The organism is Nocardia sp. NPDC050412, from assembly GCF_044458825.1.
GTDB lineage: Bacteria > Actinomycetota > Actinomycetes > Mycobacteriales > Mycobacteriaceae > Nocardia.
In genome coordinates this window covers 34430-57358 of record NZ_JBITIJ010000021.1, presented here as the reverse complement: position 1 = coordinate 57358, position 22929 = coordinate 34430, and the positions used below count along the sequence as shown (strand labels likewise).

Genomic DNA, 22929 nt, shown 5'->3' with positions numbered 1-22929 from the left:
CTTACACGAACGGCAGGGCCTCTGCCGCTGAGCTCAGCCGCGTAGCGGCTGGAATGGAGCCCCCTGTCAGGATTGAACTGACGACCTTTCGCTTACACGAACGGCAGGGCCTCTGCCGCTGAGCTCAGCCGCGTAGCGGCTGGAATGGAGCCCCCTGTCAGGATTGAACTGACGACCTTTCGCTTACAAGGCGAGTGCTCTACCACTGAGCTAAGGAGGCGGACGGTGTCTTACAAAACGGTGCCAATCATAACCGGGCACGCCAGCTGCGTGACACCGGCTATGCGGTGTCACGCAGTGACGGTTCAGCTGTGAGCCCGGCGCAGTATCGGATACCGCGCGTCAGGACTGGGCGCCCTGACGGGCCGCGTCATCGGCGGCCATGGCGTCACGCAGGCTCTTCGGACGCATGTCGGTCCAGTTCTTCTCGACGTACTCCACGCACGCGGCGCGGCTGTCCTCGCCGAAAACGACTCGCCATCCGGCCGGAACCTCCGCAAAGGCCGGCCACAGCGAATGCTGTTCCTCATCGTTGACCAGAACGAAGAAGCGGCCGTCTTCGTCATCGAAGGGGTTGGTGCTCAATTTCACCTCACTGGATACTGGCGCATGTACGGGATCGCCCTTGGCTCGTCCAACGCTGTCGAGCGCCGGAAGGTCCCCGAGCGTTGTGTCGACCCTAGCAAGGTAGACGTTACGCGTAGGCGGTTACCTCAGGCCGCGAAGAAATCGAGCAGGATCTTGTTCACCGCTTCTGGACGCTCTAGATAGCCATAGTGCCCCGCATCAGGAACTTCCAGGTAACGCGCACCAGGAATGACCTCGGCAACCTCCCTGGACAGATACGGCGGAATCATCCGATCGTCGGCGAATCCGATGGCCAGGCACGGCACCTTGATGCCGCGGTAGGCCTGCACCCGGTCGAAATCGTGGTCCATCCGGCGCTGGGCGCGGATCCCGGGCGTCACCGCACCACCGGTGAATTCGAACAGATCGAGCCAGTCGCGGGCGGCGTTCGGATCGGCCATGGTCGCGGGCGACATATTCATCACCGCGGTCACGGCGGCCTCGTACTTCGCGGGCAGGCTGACCCCGCTGGCGTCGAGTTCGTGTTCGCCGAGCGAGAGCGTCTTCTGGAACTGGTCGAGGCGGCCGTGTCCGGCCATGAATACGGCCTTGCGGACCAATTCCGGACGCGCCAGCGCGAGTTCCTGGGCCACCCGCGCGCCCATCGAAGTGCCGACCACCAGTGCCGGACCCTCGTCGAGCAGTTCGATGAGTCCGGCGGTATCCCCGACCAGTTGATCGATGGTCATCCCTTCGGCCGCCTCATAGGACGGTTTGATGCCGCGATTGTCGAAAGTGCAGACCCGATATCCCGCCTTGACCAGCGCCGGGACCTGATGCAACTCCCAGACCCGGCCTGGGCTGCCGGTGCCCATGATCATGACGACCAGCGGACCCGCGCCCTTCCCCTCCGTGCCCTTGGCTCGGTCGCCCTTGACCTGGTAGTTGAGTGAAATTCCGTTCACCGTGGCCAGCGGCATATCGACCCTTTCGTGGAGTTGGTGCTGCGTTCCAACGGTATCGGGCTCCGGTTTTCGACGAACAAGCGAAGGGTATGACGCCGAACGTGTCGGAGGTCACCCATATCCGGGTGCGACACACCTCGATGGTGGCCAGATACCATTGAATATTCGCACGTACGAGCGTACTGAGCCGGGAGGACAACAAGATGGCCGCGAAGAGCAGCGCGAACGACATCGCGGACGACGATCTGGAACCACTCGCCGACGAGACCGCCCGTCAGGCGCAGCGAGTTGTCGCGGCCTACGCGGAGGATGCCGACGAATGCCGGATGCTGCTGTCGATGCTGGGCATCGGGCCTAACTCTCGGGGCGAGTAACCACCTCGACGTCAACGGGGCCGTCGACTATCTCATAACTTCAACGGGAACAGCGACGCGCAAAGGATGCGTGAGTGGACCAGATGACCCAACAGCCGTCCGAGGACTCCGAACACGCCTTTCTAGAGCCCCCATCCGAACCCGACACCACGGTGGTCCCCTCCGCCCTCGCCGACGTGAACGGGGCCGGTTCCGGCTTCGTCGTCGTCGCCAACCGGCTGCCGGTCGACCTGGAGAAGCTGCCCGACGGTTCCACCCGCTGGAAGCGCAGTCCGGGCGGTCTGGTGACCGCGCTGGAGCCGGTACTCCGCAATAACAAGGGGTCCTGGGTCGGCTGGGCCGGCGTTCCGGATGTGGATATCGATCCGATCATCGAAGACGGCCTCGAACTGCATCCGGTGCCGCTGTCCGCGGAGGAAGTCTCCGAGTATTATGAGGGCTTCTCCAATGGCACGCTATGGCCGCTGTACCACGACGTGATCGTGCGCCCGGTCTACGATCGGGCCTGGTGGGCCGCCTATGTCACGGTGAACAGGCGTTTCGCCGAGGCCACCGCGAAGGTCGCCGCCGAAGGCGCGACCGTCTGGGTACAGGACTACCAACTGCAATTGGTGCCGAAGATGCTGCGCATGCTGCGGCCCGATCTCACCATCGGATTCTTCCTGCACATTCCGTTCCCGCCGGTCGAGTTGTTCATGCAGATGCCGTGGCGGACCGAAATCATCGAGGGTCTGCTCGGCGCCGACCTGATCGGCTTCCACCTGCCCGGCGGCGCGCAGAACTTCCTCTACCTGGCCCGCAGACTGGCCGGACAGCCCACCTCGCGCGGCACCGTCGGTGTGCGCTCCAAGCTCGGCGTGGTGCAGGTGGGCTTCCGCACGGTCCGAGTCGGCGCGTTCCCGATTTCGATCGCCTCGGCCGAACTCGACGAGCATTCGCGCCGCCGTTCGGTCCGGGAGCGCGCCGCGAAAATCCGTGCCGAACTCGGCAATCCGAAAAATATCCTGCTCGGCGTCGACCGCTTGGACTACACCAAGGGCATCGATATCCGTCTCGCCGCGCTCGAGGAGTTGCTGCTGGAGGGCAGGCTGGATCCCGCCGATACCGTCATGGTGCAGCTGGCCACCCCGAGCCGTGAGCGGGTCGAGAGCTATATCCAGATGCGCGGCGATATCGAACGCCAGGTCGGCCGGATCAACGGCGAATTCGCCAGGGTCGGATATCCGGTCGTGCACTATCTGCACCGCCCGATTGCGCGCGACGAACTCGTCGCCTTCTTCGTGGCCGCCGATGTCATGCTGGTGACGCCGCTGCGCGACGGGATGAACCTGGTCGCCAAGGAGTACGTCGCCTGTCACAGTGGTCTCAACGGCGCGTTGGTGTTGAGCGAATTCACCGGCGCCGCAGCCGAATTGCGTCAGGCGTATTTGTGCAACCCGCACGATCTGAACAGCGTGAAGGATGCCGTCATCTCCGCGCTGGAGGACGACCGCGATACGCGTCGCCGCCGAATGCGCTCCTTGCGCCGTCAGGTGCTCGCGCATGATGTGGACCGCTGGGCGCGAGCGTTCCTGGAGGCGCTGGCACAGGATCAGGTCGCGGGCAGCGCGCTACTCACCGACGACGATGTGTACCCGGAGTCGCGAGCTCCCCGTCGCTGACGCACCCACGACGGAGTGAGTCATACGAGCGGCAATTGAACACACCATTCACAGGAATCGCCCAGGTAAGGTCCAGACAGTTCCCAGTCGATTGCCGGACTATGAAGCAATGAGTGGTGCGCCTGCGGAGTCCACGCCCGAGGCCCGGGTGCTGGTGGTGGACGACGAACCCATGATCGTGGAGCTCCTGTCGGTGAGCCTGCGCTATCAGGGGTTCGCGGTCGATACTGCTATCGACGGGGCGCAGGCCCTGGACAAGGCGCGCACCTTCCGACCGCAGGCGCTGATCGTCGATGTGATGATGCCCGGCATGGACGGCTTCGGGCTGCTGCGCCGACTGCGCGCCGATGGCATCGACGCACCGGTGCTGTTCCTGACCGCGCGCGACGATGTGCAGGACAAGGTCGCCGGACTCACCCTCGGCGCCGACGACTACATCACCAAGCCGTTCAGCCTCGAGGAAGTGGTTGCCCGGCTGCGAGTTGTCTTGCGCCGCTTCGGTCATACCGCCCCGCAGCGCGAAAGTTCGCGAATTCGGTTCGAGGACATCGAACTCGACGACGATACGCACGAGGTGTGGAAGGCGGGCGTGCCGGTCGCGTTGTCGCCCACCGAATTCACCCTGCTGCGGTATTTCATGGTCAATGCCGGGACGGTGTTGAGTAAGCCCCGCATCCTGGACCATGTGTGGCGCTATGACTTCGGGGGTGAGGTCGGCGTGGTCGAAACCTATGTCTCGTATCTGCGCAAAAAGGTCGACACGGGTGATCAGCGTTTGATTCATACGCTGCGTGGTGTGGGCTATGTGATGCGCGCGCCGAATCGCACGCGCCAGTCCGAGAAATGATCACTTCCCGAATCGAACAGACCCGTCGCAGACTGGCACGTGCCTCTTCGGCGATTCCGCTGCGGGTGACGCTCGTGCTCGCGCTGGTGCTGCTTTCCGCGCTCGGCCTGTTCGCCTCCGGCACGGTCGTCACCTCGGCGCTGGAGAATTCGCTGCTGCACCGCACCGATCAGCAGCTTCGCGATGCGGTGATGGCGTGGTCGCGGCCGCGGCCGCCGACTCCGTCGAATCCGCCGCATCCGTCCAGCACCTTCTATGTGCACATCGAGCCGACCCCCGGCGGCAACGGCACCGTTTATCTCGAGACCAGGCCGTTCAATGAGGAGGCCGAGCCCGAGCTGCCGCGGTTGACCGATGCGCGGCCGAACACGGATCCGCCGGGTAGCAAGGTACTCACTAAACCGGTGACCGTCGGTTCCAAGAGCGGCTCGACGGTCAAATGGCGGACCATGACGGCGGTTTCACCCGATACGACGACGACGGTCGCGATACCGCTCACCGAGAACATCGACACCGTCAATCGGCTGATCATGTTGCAGCTCATGGTCGGCGCCGCGGTGCTCGCTGCGCTGGCGGTGCTCGCCTACTTCGTGATCCGACGCAGTCTGCGGCCGCTGCGCGCGGTCGAGAAGACCGCCGCCGCCATTGCCGCCGGTGATCTGCATCGCCGAGTTCCGGTGCGCGGCACCAACACCGAGGTCGACCGGCTGTCCCAATCGCTCAACGGCATGCTGGCCCAGATCCAGCGAGCCTTCGCCGCGACGGAAGCGTCCGAGGCGGCGGCCCGGCGCTCCGAGGCGAAGATGCGCCGCTTCGTCGCCGACGCGAGTCATGAACTGCGCACCCCACTCACCACCATCAGCGGCTTCGCTGAACTGTATCGGCAAGGTGCGACCGCGGATCCGGCCATGTTCATGGACCGCATCGAACACGAGGCCCAGCGCATGGGGCTGTTGGTCGAGGATCTGTTGATGCTGGCCCGATTGGACGCGCAGCGTCCACTGGAACTGGGTCCGGTGGACCTGCTCGCCCTCGCCAGCGATGCCGTGCACAATGCCCGCGCAGTCGCCGCGGCCAATGACGACGACGGTTCGCAACGCTCGGTCGAACTGGAAATCTGTTCGGGCACAGGAACATTGGAAGTAGTCGGCGATGAAGCGCGGCTGCGTCAGATACTGGCCAACCTGCTCAACAACGCACTCACGCACACACCTCCGGACGCCGACGTCACGGTCCGGCTGACCCCCACCGACGACGAGGTCCTGCTCGAAGTCGCCGACACCGGCCAGGGCCTACCGTCCGAGGAAGCCGAGCGCATCTTCGAACGCTTCTACCGCACCGACACCTCCCGCACGCGCGCCAGCGGCGGCACCGGCCTGGGCCTGTCCATCGTGCAAGCCCTCGTCGACGCCCACAACGGCACAGTGAGTGTCGAAAGTGCCGAGGATGAAGGCACCACCTTCACCGTCCGCCTCCCCCGCGAAAATCGCTGAGCGACGGCACTGCTATGGGGCACCCGGGTCCGGTTGTGAGCACTTGCCTTGTAGACGAAGGGTCGTCAGTTCATCGATGAGGCCACGGCATCTCCCCGGCGGTGGGGCTGAAAAACACGCTAGGCGTGCGGCTTTCGGGAACGGACCAGTTCGGTGTCCACACGCGTCTACAGCGTCTACCAGCGGACTGTGCGCGTTAGGCTGGTCTTATGGAACCCGGTGCGCTGATGCGCGCCGCTCGCGAGGCGGCGGGTATCTCGCTGCGCGCGATGGCCGAGCGGAGCTACTACAGCAGGGCATACCTGTCGCTGATCGAGACCGGCCAGCGCCCGGTACCTGCCGGTGTCGTCGCTGCCTACGAAAGGGTGCTCGACGCGGACTTGGAGCGGCTGACGGCGGTGGCGCGAGCACCAGCCAGCGTGGACATCACCGCCTTGTCCGACGTGGCGGTGATGTTGGCGGCTACGCGCCGATTCGAGGACGCGGCAGGGGCTTTGACAGTTCTGCCCGCCGTCCGGGGCATGGCCGAGATGACCGAGACATTTGCCGGTGAGGCGCGTGTGGGACGGAGTAATGCGGCGTCCCTCGCGTCGGAGATCACGCAGTATCGCGGGTGGCTGGAGCACGCGATCGGAGCTGATGCCGCTGCCCGGCGTAGCCTCGGCACCGCTGTGAGCCTGGCGGAGGAGTCTCGCGACCCGGACCGGCTTGCCCACAGCCTGGGCTTCCTCGGCTACGTGACCATGAGCGCGGGGAAATATGACGAAGTCCTCGCACTGTCGGACGCCGCGCTGGCGGTACGGGACGCGCACCCTGTCATTACGGCCTATGGGCGAATGCGGCGAGCCGAGCTATTGGCCGCGCACGGAGAGAAGGTCGAAGCACAACGCGCGCTGGCCGTGGCCGATGCGGCGGCGGAAGCGGCGGAGGGTGCTGAGCCCCCCGCGTCGATGTATTGGTGGAGCACCGGATTCGGGGCTGTGCAGCGTGGCGGTGTGCTGGCGCTGCTGGGGCATACGGCCGAAGCGATAGGCGAGGCGACAAACGGGCTGGCAGTGATGCCAGCCGAACACCGCCGGTCCGAATGGTTGGCATCAGCGCTGCGTCGCGTCGATCCAGACATGAGCGCGGGCGATTAGGTGTGACCGCGCCGACGCGCCGAATCGCTACGGCGAATATGAACCTGGGCTTAGCGGCCGACGAGCTGGATGAGGCGGCAGACGGCACGCTCACGGCCGTGGCTTCTGGCCGACTGGTCCCGTCCAACTATTGGCGCGTCGCCGAGGTGGTCTTCGGAATCGAAGGCCGACACGCGCCGGATGCGGCGACCGTCCGCGTTCCGCGACACTCATACGGCCTGGATCGACCCATCCGGCACACCGAAGCGACGCCTGATCAATCGGGAACGTTGGATCCGTAGCCCAAGTCGCGGAGGGCGGTTTTGATTTTGGTTTGGGCTTCGTCGAGGGATTCGGGGGTGGGGTGGGGGTTGGCGCCGGAGATGTCGAAGTTGCCCATGGTGAAGGCTGGGAAAACGTGGACGTGCAGGTGGGGGACTTCCAGGCCGGCGATGAGTAGGCCGGCGCGGGGTGCGTCCCAGGCGTGGCGGACCGCTCGGCCGATTTTCTGCGCGACGCCGTTGAGCCGCGCGAAGGTGTCGGCGTCGACGTCCTGCCACTGATCGATCTCCTTGCGGGGGACAACCAGTGTGTGCCCTTGCGTTACCGGGGCGATGGTGAGGAATGCGACGAATTCGTCGTCCTCCCAGACGAAACGGCCCGGCAGCTGGCCTTCGATGATCGCGCTGAAAACAGAAGCCATGTACCGCAGGCTACGCCGAGCGGTCCCGAGCGGCCGTTCCGGTGTTGACGTCGCCCCGGAATTGTGTCTATCGTACACATATCAGTTTCCGACGGACACAGTTTAGGAACGACATGATCACCATTGCCCTTGCCGCCGCAGCAGCCGCCGCCCCCGCAGGTCTGCTCACCCACCGTCAGATGCGTCGCCGCGGCAATGCTCGGGCGCTCCGGATCGACACCCCGAACGGAATCTCGGAGGCGGGCTTCGTCACCATCGGTGGCATCGAGCAGTGGGTCGAAATCCGCGGCGAGGACCGGTCCAACCCGGTGCTGCTGGAATTGCACGGCGGCCCCGGCGCCTCGAACACCTACTTCGCCCATCGAACTCGGGCTTGGGAAAAGCACTTCACGATCGTCCGGTGGGATATGCGTGGCGCGGGAAAGACTTTCGGTCGCGGCGCGCAAGGGGAGATGACCTTCGGCCAGCTCTACGCCGACGCACTCGAGGTCACCCACTACGTGCGCGACCGGCTGCACGCCGACAAGGTGGTGTTGCTGGCCGCCTCCTTCGGTTCGGTCCTGGGACTTCGCCTGGCCCGCAACCATCCCGAGCTGTACTCGGCCTATGTCGGCACTGACCAGAACATCACCGGCGGCGAGCCCGACGAGAGCGCATTCTTCGCGGTTGTGCGACGGCTGCGCGAATCCGGAAAGCGCGCCGCCGCAGCGAAATTGGAGGAAATGGGACCGGATGCCACGCGATGGACCGCCGAGCAATGGGGTCTGCACGCGAAATTGGCGACGAGCTCGGATCCCATGCTCACCGAGGTCCTGAAGAAGCTGATCATGCCCTCGATGTGGTTCTCGCCACTGCATCGGCTGCGTGATCTGAAGGTGGGTGCGGACGGTATGAAGTTCTCCGCTCAGGTCGGCGTCGAATCCGTGCACTTCGATGCCTGGCGCGACGGCACGCGATTCGAGTTGCCGTTCTTCATCTTTCAGGGCGAACACGACAGCTTGATGCCAGCGGCCAGGGCACGCCGCTACTTCGACGATGTCGAGGCGCCGTACAAGGAGTTCGCGGTGATCGCGGACGCCAACCACTTCGCGGCATTCTGGCAGCCCGAACAGTTTCTCGAACTGCTGCTGACCCGGGTCCGTCCGGTGATAACCAGCGGGCTCAGTGGTCAGGCGATGTAGTGCGACAGAATGCTCTGCACTTCGTAGATGTCGACCTGACGGTTGAATCGCTTCTGCACGGGTTCATGGGTGCCGGAGATCCAGATGCAGAGTTCGGCATCGAGGTCGAAGGTGCCCGCGGTTTCCACCGAGAAGTGGGTGATGGCGCGGTAGGGGATGCTGTGATAGCTCACCTTGCGGCCGGTGACCCCCTGCTTGTCGACCAGGATGAGACGCTTGTTGGTGAACAGAATCGCATCGCGGACAAGCAGATACGCGGCGTAAACCTGCTCACCGCCGCCCATTAGTCTCGCGTATTCCTCTTGCGCCTTACCGGGATCGATCCGTCCGGCATTGCCCATCAGTCCGTCGATCAGACCCATAGACTCCCCCGCCTCTCCGCGTATTTTGCCGGTCGTCCGGTGCCTCGATATCCACAATACGGGCCGGCGGTAACCGGGCGGTCGGCTTTTGGGCGTGCCCGACGAGTTACCCATGTGCTTACGAAATCAGTCATCGCTCGCTCGCCCACCAGTGGTTATCGGGATGGGCGGCGGCAGAAATCGGTACCGCCTGCCAGGATCGGCGGGTGCGGGGTGCACGGCCGATGAACCCCGAGTATCGGGTGCGCGGACTACTGGTCGGGGCGAGTTCGGCACACCCTAAGCTGTTGCCCGTGCGCGTACTCGTCATCGGTTCCGGAGCCCGTGAACATGCCCTCGTCCTGGCCCTGCGCCGGGACCCCGCGGTGACCGCGTTGTTCGCGGCGCCGGGCAATGCCGGTATCGCCCAGTACGCGCAGGTCAGAGCGGTTGATCCGTCCTCGGCAGAGGCGGTTGTCGCGCTGGCTACCGAGCTGGACGCGGACCTGGTGGTGATCGGACCCGAGGTGCCGCTGGTGCTCGGCGTCGCCGATGCGGTCCGGGCCGCGGGTATCGCATGCTTCGGTCCGTCGGCCGCGGCCGCGCGCATCGAAGGTTCGAAGGCGTTCGCCAAGGATGTCATGACCGCCGCCGGGGTTCGCACCGCGCACAGCGAGATTGTGGACAATCCTGCTGAACTCGATGCCGCGCTGGACCGGTTCGGCCCCACCTGGGTGGTCAAGGACGACGGCCTGGCCGCGGGCAAGGGTGTGGTGGTGACCGCCGACCGGCTTGCGGCCCGCGACCACGGTGCCGAACTGCTCGAGCAGGGCCATCCGGTGCTGTTGGAATCCTTCCTGGACGGGCCCGAGGTTTCGCTGTTCTGCCTGGTCGACGGCGAAACTGTGGTGCCGCTGCTGCCCGCGCAGGATCACAAGCGCGTCGGCGACGGCGATACCGGGCCGAATACCGGCGGTATGGGTGCGTACACGCCGCTGCCGTGGTTGCCGGAGGAGACGGTCACCGCGATCGTCGAGGATGTCGTGAAGCCCGTCGCGGCGGAGTTGGTGCGGCGTGGCTGCGGCTTCTCCGGTCTGCTGTACGCGGGGCTGGCGATCGGTGCCGCCGGACCCGCCGTCGTCGAATTCAATTGTCGCTTCGGCGATCCGGAGACCCAGGCCGTGCTCGCGCTGCTGGAGAGTCCGCTCGGCGAATTGCTGAACGCCACCGCGACCGGCACGCTCGCCGAGGTCGCCGCACCGCGTTGGCGCGTCGGTTCGGCCGTCACAGTCGTGATCGCCGCCGAGAACTACCCGGGTCATCCCCGCGTCGGTGATGTGATCACCGGAGCGGGCGAGGGCACTACCGACGACACGTCCGCCGTGCTACATGCGGGAACCGCATCGCGCGAGGACGGAGCACTGGTCTCCGCGGGCGGTCGCGTGCTGAGCGTCGTCGGCGTCGGCGCGGATCTGGCCGAGGCTCGCGCGCACGCCTACGACCGCATTGCCTCGATCAAGTTGCCGGGCAGCCACTTTCGCACCGACATCGGCCTCGCCGCGGTCGAGGATCGCATTTCGGTCTGACGGGACAAACCGGCACTAACGACCATCAGCGAGCGAGTCTTACGAGCGAGGAGTTCGCGGCCCGTCTCGCGTCTGAGCCGTTCAAACGCGTGTGACACAGTCGCAGGACTCGACCGTCCAGCACGCGCGCATCAGGTGCCGATCGCTCCCCGCCTCCGTAACCACAACGGAGCGAGTCTTACGAGCGAGGTTCGCGGCCCGTCTCGCGTCCGAGTCGTCGAAGCGCATGCGACGTAGTCGCGAGTCTCGACGGCTCGGACGCGAGACACCAGGGGGCCGCGAACACGCCGCGCCGAAGGCGCGGCCAACAACTCAGGCGAACGTGAGCCCGTGCACCGCCAACCACTGCTGCGGATCGACGTGCTGTCCGTTGACTATGACCTCGAAGTGCAGATGCGGTCCCGTGGAGTCACCACGGTTACCCATGCGGGCGATCTGCATACCCGCCGGAACACGTTCGCCGACCGAGACGAAGAAGTCGTACATATGGCCGTAGACGGTGATGCTGCCGTCATCGTGCCGGATGCGCACCCATAGCCCGAAGCCCTGCGCCGGTCCCGCATCGATGACGGTGCCGCTGGCAACGGCATAGATCGGTGTGCCGATCGGCCCCGCGATATCGATTCCGTTGTGGAAAGTGCCCCAGCGCGAACCGAATCCGGAGGTGAATGTGCCGCGCGTCGGCAAAACCATACTGGTGATGCCGGGCAGCACCGAGCCAGCGGTGACCGGCGCGCTGCCCGCCAGCCACGGCTGGTACTCGCCGGACACGGCCGCGGCCGCCTCGGCCTTGGCACGTTCCAACGTCGCGCGTGCCGCGGACGCCACGACCTCCTGCTCACGGATGCGCTCACCGTTGGCGATGGCATTCAGATAGCGCTTCACCGACGGCGGTGTCGACTGCATCTGCTGTGGATAGGCGAAGGCGACGCGTTGGGACTCGTCCGGGCCGGGCGTGCGATCGGTGATGCCCCAGTCGAACGCGGAATCCGCGGCCGCGAATACGGCGGTGACACAGACCCCGGCGATCAGGATTCGGTGCTTGCGCGATAACGCGCGGTAGTCGGGTTTGGGTCGGTCCTGCCACAGCGCGCGCAGGTCGGGCGGTGGTTGCCGACGCAGCCAGACCAGGCCTTCCCTGCACTCGCCGAACACCTCGTGCGCTCGCCGACGCAGCTCGGACTCGCGCCGCTCCCGCAACTTGGCACGCCAATCGGGGGGAATGACACCGATGCCACCCACCCCGGGTACTCGGTCCAGCCGCGCCCGGCGAGCCTTGTCAAGCATTAACGCCGACCATAACCCGTACCGCATGCCGCACACATGCCGAAACACGCGGTGGGTCGCATTTCGCTACCTGTCGACAAAAGCCGAGTATCGGCGCCCACTCGACCTGCGGGACCGTCTACCGTACGTCGGGTGTCCAGAGAATCTCGCCGGTCGACCATTCCACCTTTCTACGTGATGGATGTTTGGAAAGCCGCCGCGGAACGTGCCAGGACGCACGGCGATGTGCTGGTGCTGGCGGCCGGGCAGCCCTCGACGCCCGCACCAGCCCCGGTGCTGCGTGCGACGAAGGCGGCGATCGATGCCGAATTGCTCGGTTACACAGAGACATTCGGCATTCTGCCGCTGCGCGAGGCGATCGCCGAACACCACCGCGATACCTACGGATACGCCGTCGAACCCGATGACGTCGTGGTGACGACCGGATCCTCCGGCGCATTCACCCTAATCTTCCTGGCCGCGTTCGATGTCGGGGATACCGTCGTGGTGGCCAGGCCCGGATATCCGGCCTACCGCAACACCCTCACCGCGCTTGGTTGTCGCGTGGTCGAACTCGATTGCGGTGCGCAAACCCGATTCCAGCCGACGGTCGCCATGCTGGAAGCGCTGCCGGAACCTCCCGCCGGCCTGATCGTGGCCAGTCCGGCCAACCCGACCGGCACCATGATCGATCCCGATGAGCTCTCCGCACTGGCCCGCTGGTGCGATGCGCACGGCACTCTGCTGATCTCCGACGAGATCTACCACGGCATCACCTACCAGGGCCTCAGCGTTGGCCGAACGTCGTCGGCCTGGGAGACCTCGCGCGAATCCGTGGTCATCGGTTCGGTCTCGAAGTACTTCTCGATGACCGGCTGGCGGCTCGGCTGGATGCTGGTGCCGAGCGGTTTGCGGCCCGCGCTGCAACGGCTCGCGTCCAATATGACCGTGTGTCCGCCCGCGGTCTCGCAGTTCGCGGCGCTGCACGCGTTCGGCGCCGAGGCCAAGGAGGAGCTCGACGGTCACGTCCGCCGCTACGCGGTGAATCGGCAACTGCTGCTGGAGGGGTTGCCGAAGCTCGGCATTACCGAGCTGGCCCCGGCCGACGGCGCCTTCTACGCCTACGCCGATATCGGCCATCTCACCGATGATTCGAGGAAGTGGTGCGCCTCGGTGCTCGACCACACCGGAGTCGCGTTGGCCCCCGGAGTCGACTTCGATACCGCGGCGGGGAACCGGACGGTACGGATCTCCTTCGCCGGCGCTACCGCGGACATCGAGGCGGCACTCGTTCGGCTGGGTCACTATCTGCGTGGTTGATCATGCTGTCGGACAATGAGTTTGCACAGTTCGGCACCCTGAACGAGCAGATGCGGTAAAACAACGATGGCTGGGTTTTCACTCTCTGGGTTTCCTCTCTGATTTCGCACGGATGAACTGATGATGACTGGCACGATGGCACGGTGATAACCGCGACGACCCCGAAAGGCGAACGGCGTCGCCAGGCTTTGGTAGCGGCCGCCGCCGAGTTGTTACTCGAAGGCGGATTCGATGCGGTGCGGCATCGCTCGGTCGCGACGCGCGCCGACCTTCCGCTGGCGTCGACGACGTACTACTTCGAGTCGCTCGATGATCTGATCGCGCGAGCGGTCGAATTCAGCGGCAATGCGGAACTGGACGCGATGCGGCGTCGGGTCGGCGAGGTGAGCCACCGCAGACGCGGCTCGGAGGCGACCGTCGATCTGGTGTTGGACCTGTTGGTGGGGTCGGACGGCAGCGACGAGGGCGCACGCGGACAGCTCATCGCACGCTATGAACGTTCGGTGGCCTCGGCGCGGCATCCGGAACTGCGCGAAGTGCAGCTCCGACTAAGGGCACAGCTGGACGAGTTACTCGCCGACGTACTGCGCCGCTCCGATCGGGCGGTTCGACCGGAGCAGTTGCGCAGGATGGTCGCGGTGGTCGACGGTGCCGTGGTCGCGGCGCTGAGCGAAATGGACCCGGAGCCAAGGCGAATGGCGCGCGGTGCGTTGCTCGAGGTCATCGATATCGTCGCGCCCCCGGTGCGAGCGTCCGGCCCGGAGGTGGTAGCTCGGGTAACCACAGAGGGTCCGCTCGCGCCACATCAGATACAGACGCCGCAGCAGGTCGACAGGTTCCGGACACTAGACTGACAACACGTGAGAGAGCGCAGCGAGCGAACCAAAGACACAGCGCCCAGGCGTACGACGGAGCCGAGCGCTAGCGAGGTGCAGTCGTGAGGGAGCGCAGCGAGCGAACCGAAAACTCAGCGCCCAGGCGTACGACGGAGCCGAGCGCTAGCGAGGTGCAGTCGTGAGCCTCGTCCCGAATGTCCTTGCCACTCGATACGCCAGCCCGGAGTTGGTGCATCTCTGGTCGCCCGAGAACAAGATCGTGCTCGAGCGGCGGCTGTGGCTGGAGGTGTTGCGGGCGCAGTCCGAACTCGGCATCGGACTGCCCGCGGGCGTCATCGACGATTACGAGCGGGTCATCGATCAGGTGGATCTGGCCTCGATCGCCGAGCGTGAGCGGGTCACTCGCCATGACGTGAAGGCGCGCATCGAGGAATTCAACGCGCTGGCCGGGCACGAGCATGTGCACAAGGGCATGACCAGCCGTGATCTCACCGAGAATGTCGAGCAGTTGCAGATTCGGCTCTCGCTCGAGCATGTGCATGCGCACGGTGTCGCGGTGGCGGCGCGGCTGGCCGAGCGGGCCGCCGAGTACCACACGCTGGTGATGGCGGGTCGTTCGCACAATGTCGCAGCCCAGGCCACCACGCTGGGCAAGCGGTTCGCATCCGCCGCCGATGAGCTGCTCATCGCGCTGACCCGGCTGCGCGAGCTCATCGACCGCTACCCGCTGCGCGGTATCAAGGGCCCGATGGGCACCGCGCAGGACATGCTCGATCTGCTCGGCGGCGATTCGGCCAAGCTGGCGACGCTGGAGCAGCAGGTCGCGCGGCATCTCGGTTTCGCGAATGTGCTCACCAGTGTCGGTCAGGTGTATCCGCGCTCGCTCGATCACGATGTGCTCTCGGCGCTCGTTCAGGTCGGTGCGGGCCCGTCGTCGTTCGCCCACACCATTCGGCTGATGGCGGGCCATGAGCTGGTCACCGAGGGCTTCCAGCCCGGGCAGGTGGGCAGCTCCGCCATGCCGCACAAGATGAACACCCGCTCCTGCGAGCGCGTCAACGGTCTGCAGGTGGTGCTGCGCGGTTATGCCTCGATGGCCGCCGAACTCGCTGGTGCGCAATGGAACGAGGGCGATGTGTTCTGCTCGGTGGTGCGCCGTGTCGCGCTGCCGGATGCCTTCTTCGCCATCGACGGCATGATCGAAACCTTCCTAACCGTGCTCAGCGAATTCGGCGCCTACCCCGCCGTCATCTCCCGCGAACTCGACCGCTATCTCCCCTTCCTCGCCACCACCCGCATGCTTATCGCCGCCGTGCGCGCCGGTGTGGGCCGTGAAACCGCCCATGAGGTAATCAAGGAACACGCCGTAGCCGTCGCCCTCGCCATGCGTGAACAGGGCCGCGAACCCGACCTGCTGGACCGCTTGGCCGCCGACTCCCGCTTCCCCTTGGACCGTGCCGAATTGGAAGCCGCCCTGGCCGACAAGTCGGCCTTCATCGGCGCGGCAGAAGCTCAGGTTTCGGATGTGGTGGCCGGCGTCGAAAAGCTCGTGGACCAGTATCCGGACGCCGCTCGCTACACTCCGTCCCCGATCCTCTAGCCGACCGGCCATAGTGATCGGGTGAATCCGTACACGATCTTCGGGGACATTGTGGCCGGGCGGGCCGAGGCCAGCTGGGTGTATGAGGACGATGATGTGGTGGCGTTCATGGACATTCGGCCCATGACGCCCGGGCATTTGCTGGTGGTGCCTAAGGTTGCGGCGCGCAGTCTGGCGGAGTTGGATCCGGTGGTCGGGGGGAAGTTGTTCCAGGTGGCGCAGAAGCTGGCCGAAGCGCTGCGGGCCAGCGAGGTGGGGTGTGATGGAGTCAACTTCTTCTTGGCCGACGGGGTGACCGCGGGTCAGGAAGTGTTCCATGTGCATCTGCATGTCATTCCGCGGACGCCCGGTGACGGGTTCGGATTACGTGGGCGGCCGACCAGTCTGCGCCGCGCTGACCTGGACTATCTGGCGAGTTCGATCCGCGGCGCGCTCGATCGCTGAGCCGTCGCCGGGTTGGGCGGTGCCGGCGTGAAAGTCGGCGGGAGCTACCGCTGATCATCGACGCCGATACGACAATGGCGTCAATGCCATCGGCGGCCTGTCCATGGGCGGTAATGCGGCCTCTATCCTCGCCGCCGCATCCATTCGAACAGGCGGCTGCGCGCCCTCGGCATCCCGGCCGAGATCGAATACAGCCCAACCGGAACCCACTCCTGGCCCTACTGGCAGGACACCCTGCACGCCTCCTGGTCGACCATCGGTCCGGGCATCGGAGCCTGAGGTCAGGTCCGCAGCACCCGGACGATGGCGAAGACCACGACGATCGCGGCCAGGGATGCCGTGCCGAGGATGACGATGCCCGCGGGCACGCCGAATAGTTCAACATCCTCGGTTCGGTGGATCGTCTGGTAGACCTCCGCGTCGCTGGCATCGGCCTCGAAGGCGAAGTCGGAGCGGATATCCGCGGGGGTGTCGATCGAAACCCGCAGTTCGGTCAGGTAGTTGCGGCCATTCGTGGTCACCGCCGCGAGTTCTGGATCCGATGTGGCAACCCGGCCTGCGAAGTCGACATGCACACTTTGGGCGGCGGCATCGGGATCGCTGCGGCGCACACGATGCTCGCTCAGCGCGTAAAGGTGCACGTACTGGGCCTGTTTGGCGGCGCTCGACATGCGCATCGGATAGACGAAACGATCCGAATCGAAGCTCAGGCGCACCGGATCTATTGCGCCATCGAGTGGTTGGGCGCTGGTGAGGCGCATCGCGACGAAGGACCAGCCCTCGCGCAGATATGGTTCGACAGTGGTGACCACCTCGGGACGTATCTCGTAGCCGTTGTCGCTCAGCCACTTTCGAATGCCGTCCAGGTTGCCGCCGGACAGGGTGGTTGCTTCGAGCGGGCCGAGTTGCACGCGATCGAGGACGGTCGGGCCGCCACCGGCAGCGGTCATAGCGCCCTCGCCCGCGGCGTCGCTGGAACCGGAGCCGAACCATCGACGCTGGGTAACAACCTTGGGCGCGGTCAAGTTCGCCAGGTCGGTAAAGGTCGCCGCCGAGCCACCCGCGACGGTCGCCGGTTTCGGTGTCGGCACGATGAGCGCCGCCTGATCGGTACCGGATTTCAGCGTGAGCCGCATGAGCATCGTCTCGCGCTGTCCGTCCCAGCTGACCAGCGCCGTCTCCTCGCGCACCGACGCCGGATGCCCGGGTGGATTGGCGACTGCGCCGCACGCGCATGCGGACGCCGGTGCGAGCGTGCCGATTCCGGCGGTGGCGAATAGCATCCCCGTGACGGCCAGCAGGCGAATTGCGATTGTGGCGCGCATGGCCGCGAGCCTAGTGGGCTGCGCGGCCGTGCATCCGGACCTCAGGCGCACCGCGTTTCGCGCAACCCCCAGCGTGGATAGTCGCTGTAACCCGCCGCATCGCGCCCGTACAGCAGTTCCTCGCGGATCGAACCGAGCGGCAAATTGTAGGTAATCCGTGTCACCAGATCGGGATTGGCGATGAAGGCGCGTCCGAACGACACCAGATCGGCGAGCCCCTGCTGCAGCACCGTCTCGGCCTCGACCGCGGTGGTGGGTTCGCGGTTCTCACCGATATTCGCGATGAGCGTGCCGTGCCAACGCGGCCGCAGGTCGGCGAGAGCCGGGTAGTCGTCGTTATCGGTCAGATGCAGATAGGCAAGGTCACGGCGATCCAACTCGGCCACCAATGTGCGGTACAGCGGTGCCGGATCCGCCTCGTACATATTGAACTGCGGGTTGCCCGGCGATAGCCGAATTGCGGTCCGGTGCGGCCCGACGGCACCGACGACCGCGTCGACGATGGCCAGCGGCGCCCGCATGCGGTTCTCGATCGAACCGCCGAATTCATCGGTGCGCAGATTGGTGTTGTCGGCCAGGAACTGGTGCAGCAGATAGCTATTGGCCCCGTGGATCTCGACACCGTCGAAGCCCGCCGCGATCGCATTGGCGGCAGCGGCCGCGAAATGCTCGATCACGGCGGCGATTTCGGCACGGCTGAACGCTCCCGGCGTGATCGGATCGGCCTTGGTGCCGTCGAGCAGGTGCGGCCGATCGTCATCCACTACGGCCGACGGTCCGGTCGGCCACGAGCCGTCGACGCGCGCCAACGGATGTCCCTTCCGGCCACCGTGCATCAGCTGTGCGACGATCCGCCCGCCCGCCGCGTGCACCGCCTCGGTGACCTGCCGCCAGGCATCGACATGGCGGCCGGTCTGCAGGCCCGGCACCCAGGCCTCGCTCTGGCCGGTCGAATGCGGCCAGATGCCCTCGGTCACGATCAGTCCGGCCGTGGCCCGCTGCGCGTAGTAGTCGACCACATCGGCGGTCGGCGAACCGTCCGGATGCGAACGCAACCGGGTCATCGGTGACATGACGATGTGATTGGGCAGGGCCAGAACGTTGTTGCGATATTCGCTCAATAGCTGCATGACGGCACCATAAAACCTGACATCGATGTGAGGTCAAGTAAGCTCGACACCGCAACGGCTGATCTCGGGAGCGCATGGGTAACTCGTCGGGAACGTCCAGCAGCTCTTCGTGCGTGGCCGCCGACCCGCAGCGCGCCTTCCGTTGCACTCACTTGTCGGCAAAGGTCCGGGAAGGCGGAACAGATATGCGCATCGGTGAGCTGGCCGAGCGGACCGGGGTGAGCGTCCGGTCGCTGCGGTACTACGAGGCCAAGGGCATGCTCGGATCCGAGCGCAGCTCCGGTGGTCAGCGCGAATATCCGGAGTCGGCGGTCGCGCGGGTGCTGCGCATTCGTGAAATGTTCGCCGCGGGCATCGGCAGCGATACTGTCAGCCAGCTGCTGCCGTGTATCCACGACGAAGATGGCACGCCGAACGAACTGGCGACACCGTTCCTGGTGGACAAGCTGGCCGAGGAGCGCCGCCGCATCGACCAGGCCATGACCGATCTGCACCGGGCGGGCGCGGTACTCGACGAGATCATCCGAGCGGCGGGCGGTGTGCAGCCCGAACAGTAGGGTGGGCCCATGGCTCTCGACAGTGGAACCGGAACGCTCGCCGGTCCGGGTGATGAATCGGCCGTGGTGACGGCCCCGGTCGCCAAGCAGGTGCGCACCGAGCGGGTGCACCATGGCGACGTCTTCATCGACGAGTACGAATGGCTCCGCGATAAGGAAAATCCCGAGGTCATCGCCTATCTGGAGGCTGAGAACGCCTACACCGAGGCGCAGACGGCGCATCTGGGCGGGCTGCGGGACAAGCTCTACGACGAGATCAAGGCGCGCACCCAGGAGACCGATCTGTCGGTGCCGACCCGGATCGGCGAGTACTGGTACTACTCGCGCAGCTTCGAGGGCAAACAGTACGGCGTGCACTGCCGCTGTCCCATCGTTGCCCCGGCGGGAGCCGAGGGGATCGACGCCTGGACCCCGCCGCAACTCGAGGCCGATACCGAGATTCCCGGCGAGCAGGTGCTGCTGGACAGCAACCAGGCCGCCGAGGGCCACGACTTCTTCACGCTCGGCGCGTTCTCGGTCAGCCATGACGGCAACCTGCTCGCGTACTCGGTCGACACCAGCGGTGACGAGCGCTACCTGCTGCGCTTCAAGGATCTGCGCACCGGGGAGGAGCTCGCCGACGAGATCGCGGGCACCGCACCCGGCGCGACCTGGTCGCTGGACGGCACGCACGTCTTCTATCAGACGGTCGACGAATCCTGGCGGCCCGACACCGTGTGGCGGCACCGGCTCGGCACGGCCAAGGATGACGATGTCAAGGTCTTCCACGAGCCCGATGAGCGCTACTGGGTGAGCATCGGCTCGACGCGCTCGGAGAAGTACCTGATGATCTGGCTCGGCTCCAAGATCACCAGCGAGGCCTGGGTACTCGAATCCGATAATCCGGAAGGGGATTTCCGGGTCGTTATTCCGCGTCGCGAAGGTGTCGAGTACTCGGTGGACCATGCCGTGGTCGGCGGTGAGGACCGTTTCCTGATCCTGCACAACGACGTCGTGGACGGGGTGAAAGCGCAGAACTTCGTACTCGCCGAGGCCCCGGTATCGGATCCGTCGAATATGACGCTGCTGATCGGCCACCGCGACGACGTGCGGCTCGAGGACATCGATCCGTTCGCCGATCATCTGGTGCTGAGCTATCGGCGCGAAGCCCTTCCCCGCATTGCCATTTGGCCGCTGACCGAATCCGGCTACGGCGAGCGGCGCGAACTCGAGTTCGATCTGGAACTCTTCGCGGTCGGTTCCGGCCGCAATCCGGAGTGGGAGCAGCCGACGCTGCGGATCGGGTTGACCTCGTTCATCACACCGATGCAGGTCTTCGACTATGTCCCGGCCACCGGTGAGCTGTTGCTGCGCAAGGAGCAGCCGGTACTCGGCGGTTATGACGCGAACGACTATGAGCAGGAACGCGATTGGGCGATCGCTGCGGACGGCACCCGGATTCCGATCTCGCTGGTGCGCAAGAAGGGGCTGCCCGCGGGGCCGAAACCGCTGCTGCTGTACGGATATGGCTCCTACGAGACCCCTATTGATCCGTCCTTCTCGTTATCGCGGCTTTCGCTGCTCGACCGCGGCATGGTGTTCGCGGTGGCGCATGTGCGCGGCGGCGGTGAAATGGGGCGGCTCTGGTACGAGAACGGCAAGACGCGCACCAAGAAGAACACCTTCACCGACTTCATCTCCTGCGCAAGGCATCTCATCGATACCCGTGTCACCTCGGCGGACCGGCTGGTCGCCGATGGCGGCAGCGCGGGCGGTCTGCTGATGGGCGCGGTGGCGAATATGGCGCCCGAGCTGTTCAGGGGCATTCTGACCAACGTGCCGTTCGTCGACCCGCTCACCTCGATCCTGGACCCGTCGCTGCCGCTTACCGTCATCGAATGGGACGAGTGGGGGAATCCATTGGCGGACAAGGACGTCTACGACTACATGAAGTCCTACGCGCCCTATGAGAACATCGAAGCCAAGGACTACCCGGCCATCCTGGCGGTCACCGGCATCAACGACACCCGCGTGCTCTATGTCGAACCCGCCAAGTGGGTCGCCAAACTGCGCGCGACCAAGACCGGTGACACCCCGCTACTGCTCAAGACCGAAATGAGTGCGGGCCATGGCGGTGTCAGCGGCCGCTACGAGCAGTGGAAGGAAGTCGCCTTCGAATACGCCTGGCTGCTGAGCACTCTCGGCCTGGCCGACGCGTAGGTCGGGTGAGCGGTCGGTGCACCCCGGCCGCTCACCCGGTGGGGCCAATAGTTTGCCGAGCAGCGCCGTGAGCTGGCGGCGCCGCGGTGTGGAGCTTCATGCTCGCCGCGCGCGCTCGCGGACTCGGCACCACCTGGACCAGTGCGCAGGGGCCGCTGGAACGCGAACTAGCTGCGGCACTGGGGATTCCGTACGACACGGTGATGCTCGCGGCATTCATCCCGCTGGCCTACACCCTCGGCACCGACTTCAAACCCGCGGTCCGGGTGCCGAGGGAGCAGGTACTGCACTGGGAGCGGTGGTAAATCAGAGGCCGCAGGTGCGCATGTTGTCCAGGAACGTCGCACGATCGCTGTCGCGGTATTGCTCGATTCCCTGATATGCGCCGTTCGCATCCATGATCGCGATATAGGCGTCGGCGATCTGATCCGGCGTCGCGTCCGGCGTGCGGCTGCGCACCTGGTTGACGAACCCCTGTGTCGCAGTGCATGTTTCGTCTTGGCTGAAGATCTGGGGGGCGTCCGGATCGGCTAGGGCGGTCGCCGGTGCGATGAGCAGGAGTGGAACTGACAGAGCGCTGAGCAGGGCTGTCTTCACGCCGGAGATCTTAGGTCAGATGTGCCGCGGGTGTGACGCAGTGTTCGTCGGCGGGTCATCCGCCCTGCACGCCGAGTACATCTGCGGCTGGCACCGTGAGGTCATGAACGCTGAGCTGATCGTGTCGATTTCCGGGATCCGGGACACCACGCGGGACGCGGCTATCGAATTCGCGGCCGAAATGGATCGCCGCGATGTGCGGCTTTCGCTGCTGATCGCGCCTCGGTTGAAGGGCGGCTACCGGCTGGTGGAAGATCCGGCGACGCAGGCATGGCTGCGTGGCCGGCGGGCCCGCGGTGATGCGATCGTGCTGCACGGCTACGACCAGGCGGCGACCAAGCGGCGCCGAGCCGAATTCGCCACCCTGCCCCGGCACGAGGCGCGCCTGCGGCTGACCGCGGCGGATCGCGTGCTCGAGCAGGTGGAATTGCGCACCCGGTTGTTCGCGGCTCCGCGCTGGGATGCCTCGGCGGGCGCCATCGAGGCGCTGCCCGAGGCCGGTTTCCGGCTCGCGCTCGGGCTGACCTCGATTCTCGATCTCGAGCGCAATATCGCCCAGAAGGCGCGCGTCTACGGCATGGGCGAGGGTTTCCGCGCCGAACCGTGGTGGTGCCGCGCGCTGGTGCTCGGTGCGGCCAGGACCGCACGTCGCGGCGGTGTGCTGCGCTTGGCCGTTTCCGCTGCTCAGCTCGGCCGTTCCGGTCCGCGGCAGGCGATGCTCGATGCGGTCGATCTCGCGCTGTTCCACGGCGCGTCCAGCGAGGTGTACCGCTGGGAGCCGTTCGCCGCCGTCAAGGCGGCCTGATCAGGTCTGCCCGA

General features: G+C 65.7%; 23 protein-coding genes, 1 tRNA gene and 1 pseudogene. 16 read left to right on the top strand and 9 right to left on the bottom strand.

The genetic code is table 11. The features are described 5' to 3' along the window. Positions 1-145 precede the first annotated feature (145 nt). The 3 genes from ACIBI6_RS37035 to ACIBI6_RS37025 form a co-directional block, all read right to left on the bottom strand. Positions 146-220: transfer RNA gene (locus tag ACIBI6_RS37035), tRNA-Thr, on the bottom strand. Positions 221-342: 122 nt separating this feature from the next. After that, entirely contained in the window at positions 343-585 is a 243-nt protein-coding gene (locus ACIBI6_RS37030; RefSeq protein WP_011207082.1) for an MbtH family protein, read from the bottom strand. A gap of 128 nt (positions 586-713) precedes the next feature. Continuing rightward, positions 714-1547, bottom strand: a complete 834-nt coding sequence (locus tag ACIBI6_RS37025) for an alpha/beta hydrolase (RefSeq protein WP_364357270.1) — start codon at positions 1545-1547, stop codon at positions 714-716. Positions 1548-1735: 188 nt separating this feature from the next. Here ACIBI6_RS37025 and ACIBI6_RS37020 point away from each other — a divergent pair, with 188 nt between their 5' ends. From ACIBI6_RS37020 to ACIBI6_RS37000, 5 genes are all read left to right on the top strand, one after another. Beyond that, positions 1736-1906 carry a hypothetical protein gene (locus ACIBI6_RS37020; RefSeq protein WP_169338030.1) on the top strand — a complete coding sequence of 57 codons (171 nt, stop codon included), beginning with the start codon at positions 1736-1738 and terminating at the stop codon, positions 1904-1906. 83 nt (positions 1907-1989) lie between these two features. Continuing rightward, positions 1990-3567, top strand: coding sequence for a trehalose-6-phosphate synthase (locus ACIBI6_RS37015; RefSeq protein ID WP_396959668.1), 1578 nt, complete (start codon positions 1990-1992; stop codon positions 3565-3567). 109 nt (positions 3568-3676) lie between these two features. Beyond that, positions 3677-4414, top strand: coding sequence for a response regulator transcription factor (locus tag ACIBI6_RS37010; RefSeq protein WP_364357263.1), 738 nt, complete (start codon positions 3677-3679; stop codon positions 4412-4414). Further along, positions 4411-5907 carry a HAMP domain-containing sensor histidine kinase gene (locus tag ACIBI6_RS37005; protein WP_364357260.1) on the top strand — a complete coding sequence of 499 codons (1497 nt, stop codon included), beginning with the start codon at positions 4411-4413 and terminating at the stop codon, positions 5905-5907. Before ACIBI6_RS37010 ends, ACIBI6_RS37005 begins: the two co-directional genes overlap by 4 nt. Before the next feature lie 209 nt (positions 5908-6116). Continuing rightward, positions 6117-7046 (top strand): helix-turn-helix domain-containing protein, encoded by a 930-nt coding sequence (locus tag ACIBI6_RS37000; RefSeq protein ID WP_396959609.1) that lies wholly within the window; start codon positions 6117-6119, stop codon positions 7044-7046. Positions 7047-7302: 256 nt separating this feature from the next. On the opposite strand, the gene ACIBI6_RS36995 is transcribed toward ACIBI6_RS37000, so the two are convergent. Next, on the bottom strand, positions 7303-7728 hold the full coding sequence (locus tag ACIBI6_RS36995) for an HIT family protein (protein WP_364357254.1): 426 nt from the start codon (positions 7726-7728) through the stop codon (positions 7303-7305). A gap of 113 nt (positions 7729-7841) precedes the next feature. Between ACIBI6_RS36995 and ACIBI6_RS36990 the strand changes: the two genes are divergently transcribed. Continuing rightward, positions 7842-8909: an alpha/beta hydrolase gene (locus ACIBI6_RS36990; protein ID WP_364357251.1), complete on the top strand. Its 1068-nt coding sequence runs from the start codon at positions 7842-7844 to the stop codon at positions 8907-8909. On the opposite strand, the gene ACIBI6_RS36985 is transcribed toward ACIBI6_RS36990, so the two are convergent. Next, complete coding sequence (locus ACIBI6_RS36985; RefSeq protein ID WP_364357248.1) at positions 8897-9271, bottom strand: PH domain-containing protein; 375 nt, start codon at positions 9269-9271, stop codon at positions 8897-8899. The genes ACIBI6_RS36990 and ACIBI6_RS36985 overlap by 13 nt on opposite strands. A gap of 293 nt (positions 9272-9564) precedes the next feature. Between ACIBI6_RS36985 and purD the strand changes: the two genes are divergently transcribed. Beyond that, positions 9565-10836, top strand: a complete 1272-nt coding sequence (gene purD / locus ACIBI6_RS36980) for a phosphoribosylamine--glycine ligase (RefSeq protein WP_364357415.1) — start codon at positions 9565-9567, stop codon at positions 10834-10836. A gap of 312 nt (positions 10837-11148) precedes the next feature. On the opposite strand, the gene ACIBI6_RS36975 is transcribed toward purD, so the two are convergent. Beyond that, the gene (locus ACIBI6_RS36975) at positions 11149-12123 is read right to left on the bottom strand and encodes a M23 family metallopeptidase (protein ID WP_396959606.1); all 975 of its coding nucleotides are present in this window, start codon (positions 12121-12123) and stop codon (positions 11149-11151) included. Positions 12124-12255: 132 nt separating this feature from the next. Between ACIBI6_RS36975 and ACIBI6_RS36970 the strand changes: the two genes are divergently transcribed. The 5 genes and pseudogenes from ACIBI6_RS36970 to ACIBI6_RS36950 all read left to right on the top strand — a co-directional run. Next, positions 12256-13422 carry a pyridoxal phosphate-dependent aminotransferase gene (locus ACIBI6_RS36970; RefSeq protein WP_364358528.1) on the top strand — a complete coding sequence of 389 codons (1167 nt, stop codon included), beginning with the start codon at positions 12256-12258 and terminating at the stop codon, positions 13420-13422. Positions 13423-13565: 143 nt separating this feature from the next. Continuing rightward, complete coding sequence (locus ACIBI6_RS36965; RefSeq protein ID WP_364358525.1) at positions 13566-14276, top strand: TetR family transcriptional regulator; 711 nt, start codon at positions 13566-13568, stop codon at positions 14274-14276. A gap of 160 nt (positions 14277-14436) precedes the next feature. Next, positions 14437-15858: an adenylosuccinate lyase gene (gene purB / locus ACIBI6_RS36960; RefSeq protein WP_364358522.1), complete on the top strand. Its 1422-nt coding sequence runs from the start codon at positions 14437-14439 to the stop codon at positions 15856-15858. Between the two features lie 21 nt (positions 15859-15879). Further along, complete coding sequence (locus tag ACIBI6_RS36955; protein ID WP_396959603.1) at positions 15880-16302, top strand: HIT family protein; 423 nt, start codon at positions 15880-15882, stop codon at positions 16300-16302. Positions 16303-16452: 150 nt separating this feature from the next. Beyond that, positions 16453-16581, top strand: a pseudogene (locus ACIBI6_RS36950) (esterase family protein); the annotation flags it as partial. Between the two features lie 2 nt (positions 16582-16583). Here ACIBI6_RS36950 and ACIBI6_RS36945 read toward each other — a convergent pair. Both ACIBI6_RS36945 and ACIBI6_RS36940 read right to left on the bottom strand, forming a co-directional pair. Further along, a complete protein-coding gene (locus tag ACIBI6_RS36945; RefSeq protein ID WP_364358516.1) occupies positions 16584-17627 on the bottom strand; it encodes a DUF2330 domain-containing protein in 1044 nt (347 codons plus the stop codon). Between the two features lie 41 nt (positions 17628-17668). Next, positions 17669-18757 (bottom strand): alkene reductase, encoded by a 1089-nt coding sequence (locus ACIBI6_RS36940; protein ID WP_396959601.1) that lies wholly within the window; start codon positions 18755-18757, stop codon positions 17669-17671. Positions 18758-18942: 185 nt separating this feature from the next. Here ACIBI6_RS36940 and ACIBI6_RS36935 point away from each other — a divergent pair, with 185 nt between their 5' ends. The 3 genes from ACIBI6_RS36935 to ACIBI6_RS36925 all read left to right on the top strand — a co-directional run bounded on the left by ACIBI6_RS36935 (position 18943) and on the right by ACIBI6_RS36925 (position 21818). Then, positions 18943-19314 (top strand): MerR family transcriptional regulator, encoded by a 372-nt coding sequence (locus ACIBI6_RS36935; protein WP_364358510.1) that lies wholly within the window; start codon positions 18943-18945, stop codon positions 19312-19314. A 9-nt stretch (positions 19315-19323) separates the two neighbouring features. Then, the gene (locus ACIBI6_RS36930) at positions 19324-21513 is read left to right on the top strand and encodes a S9 family peptidase (RefSeq protein WP_364358507.1); all 2190 of its coding nucleotides are present in this window, start codon (positions 19324-19326) and stop codon (positions 21511-21513) included. A gap of 86 nt (positions 21514-21599) precedes the next feature. Beyond that, positions 21600-21818 (top strand): nitroreductase family protein, encoded by a 219-nt coding sequence (locus ACIBI6_RS36925; protein WP_364358505.1) that lies wholly within the window; start codon positions 21600-21602, stop codon positions 21816-21818. 1 nt (position 21819) lies between these two features. Here ACIBI6_RS36925 and ACIBI6_RS36920 read toward each other — a convergent pair whose 3' ends face one another. Continuing rightward, positions 21820-22110 (bottom strand): hypothetical protein, encoded by a 291-nt coding sequence (locus ACIBI6_RS36920; RefSeq protein WP_364358502.1) that lies wholly within the window; start codon positions 22108-22110, stop codon positions 21820-21822. 103 nt (positions 22111-22213) lie between these two features. Here ACIBI6_RS36920 and ACIBI6_RS36915 point away from each other — a divergent pair, with 103 nt between their 5' ends. After that, a complete protein-coding gene (locus ACIBI6_RS36915) occupies positions 22214-22915 on the top strand; it encodes a DUF2334 domain-containing protein (RefSeq protein ID WP_396959597.1) in 702 nt (233 codons plus the stop codon). The last annotated feature ends 14 nt before the right edge of the window (positions 22916-22929 follow it).

Bases quoted from the DNA above. Each gene is read 5' to 3' on its own strand.
- ACIBI6_RS37025 (WP_364357270.1), bottom strand. From the start codon at position 1,547: ATGCCGCTGGCCACGGTGAACGGAATTTCACTCAACTACCAGGTCAAG.
- ACIBI6_RS37020 (WP_169338030.1), top strand. From the start codon at position 1,736: ATGGCCGCGAAGAGCAGCGCGAACGACATCGCGGACGACGATCTGGAA.
- ACIBI6_RS37015 (WP_396959668.1), top strand. From the start codon at position 1,990: ATGACCCAACAGCCGTCCGAGGACTCCGAACACGCCTTTCTAGAGCCC.
- ACIBI6_RS37010 (WP_364357263.1), top strand. From the start codon at position 3,677: ATGAGTGGTGCGCCTGCGGAGTCCACGCCCGAGGCCCGGGTGCTGGTG.
- ACIBI6_RS37005 (WP_364357260.1), top strand. From the start codon at position 4,411: ATGATCACTTCCCGAATCGAACAGACCCGTCGCAGACTGGCACGTGCC.
- ACIBI6_RS37000 (WP_396959609.1), top strand. From the start codon at position 6,117: ATGGAACCCGGTGCGCTGATGCGCGCCGCTCGCGAGGCGGCGGGTATC.
- ACIBI6_RS36995 (WP_364357254.1), bottom strand. From the start codon at position 7,728: ATGGCTTCTGTTTTCAGCGCGATCATCGAAGGCCAGCTGCCGGGCCGT.
- ACIBI6_RS36990 (WP_364357251.1), top strand. From the start codon at position 7,842: ATGATCACCATTGCCCTTGCCGCCGCAGCAGCCGCCGCCCCCGCAGGT.
- ACIBI6_RS36985 (WP_364357248.1), bottom strand. From the start codon at position 9,271: ATGGGTCTGATCGACGGACTGATGGGCAATGCCGGACGGATCGATCCC.
- ACIBI6_RS36975 (WP_396959606.1), bottom strand. From the start codon at position 12,123: ATGCTTGACAAGGCTCGCCGGGCGCGGCTGGACCGAGTACCCGGGGTG.
- ACIBI6_RS36945 (WP_364358516.1), bottom strand. From the start codon at position 17,627: ATGCGCGCCACAATCGCAATTCGCCTGCTGGCCGTCACGGGGATGCTA.
- ACIBI6_RS36940 (WP_396959601.1), bottom strand. From the start codon at position 18,757: ATGCAGCTATTGAGCGAATATCGCAACAACGTTCTGGCCCTGCCCAAT.
- ACIBI6_RS36935 (WP_364358510.1), top strand. From the start codon at position 18,943: ATGCGCATCGGTGAGCTGGCCGAGCGGACCGGGGTGAGCGTCCGGTCG.
- ACIBI6_RS36930 (WP_364358507.1), top strand. From the start codon at position 19,324: ATGGCTCTCGACAGTGGAACCGGAACGCTCGCCGGTCCGGGTGATGAA.
- ACIBI6_RS36915 (WP_396959597.1), top strand. From the start codon at position 22,214: ATGAACGCTGAGCTGATCGTGTCGATTTCCGGGATCCGGGACACCACG.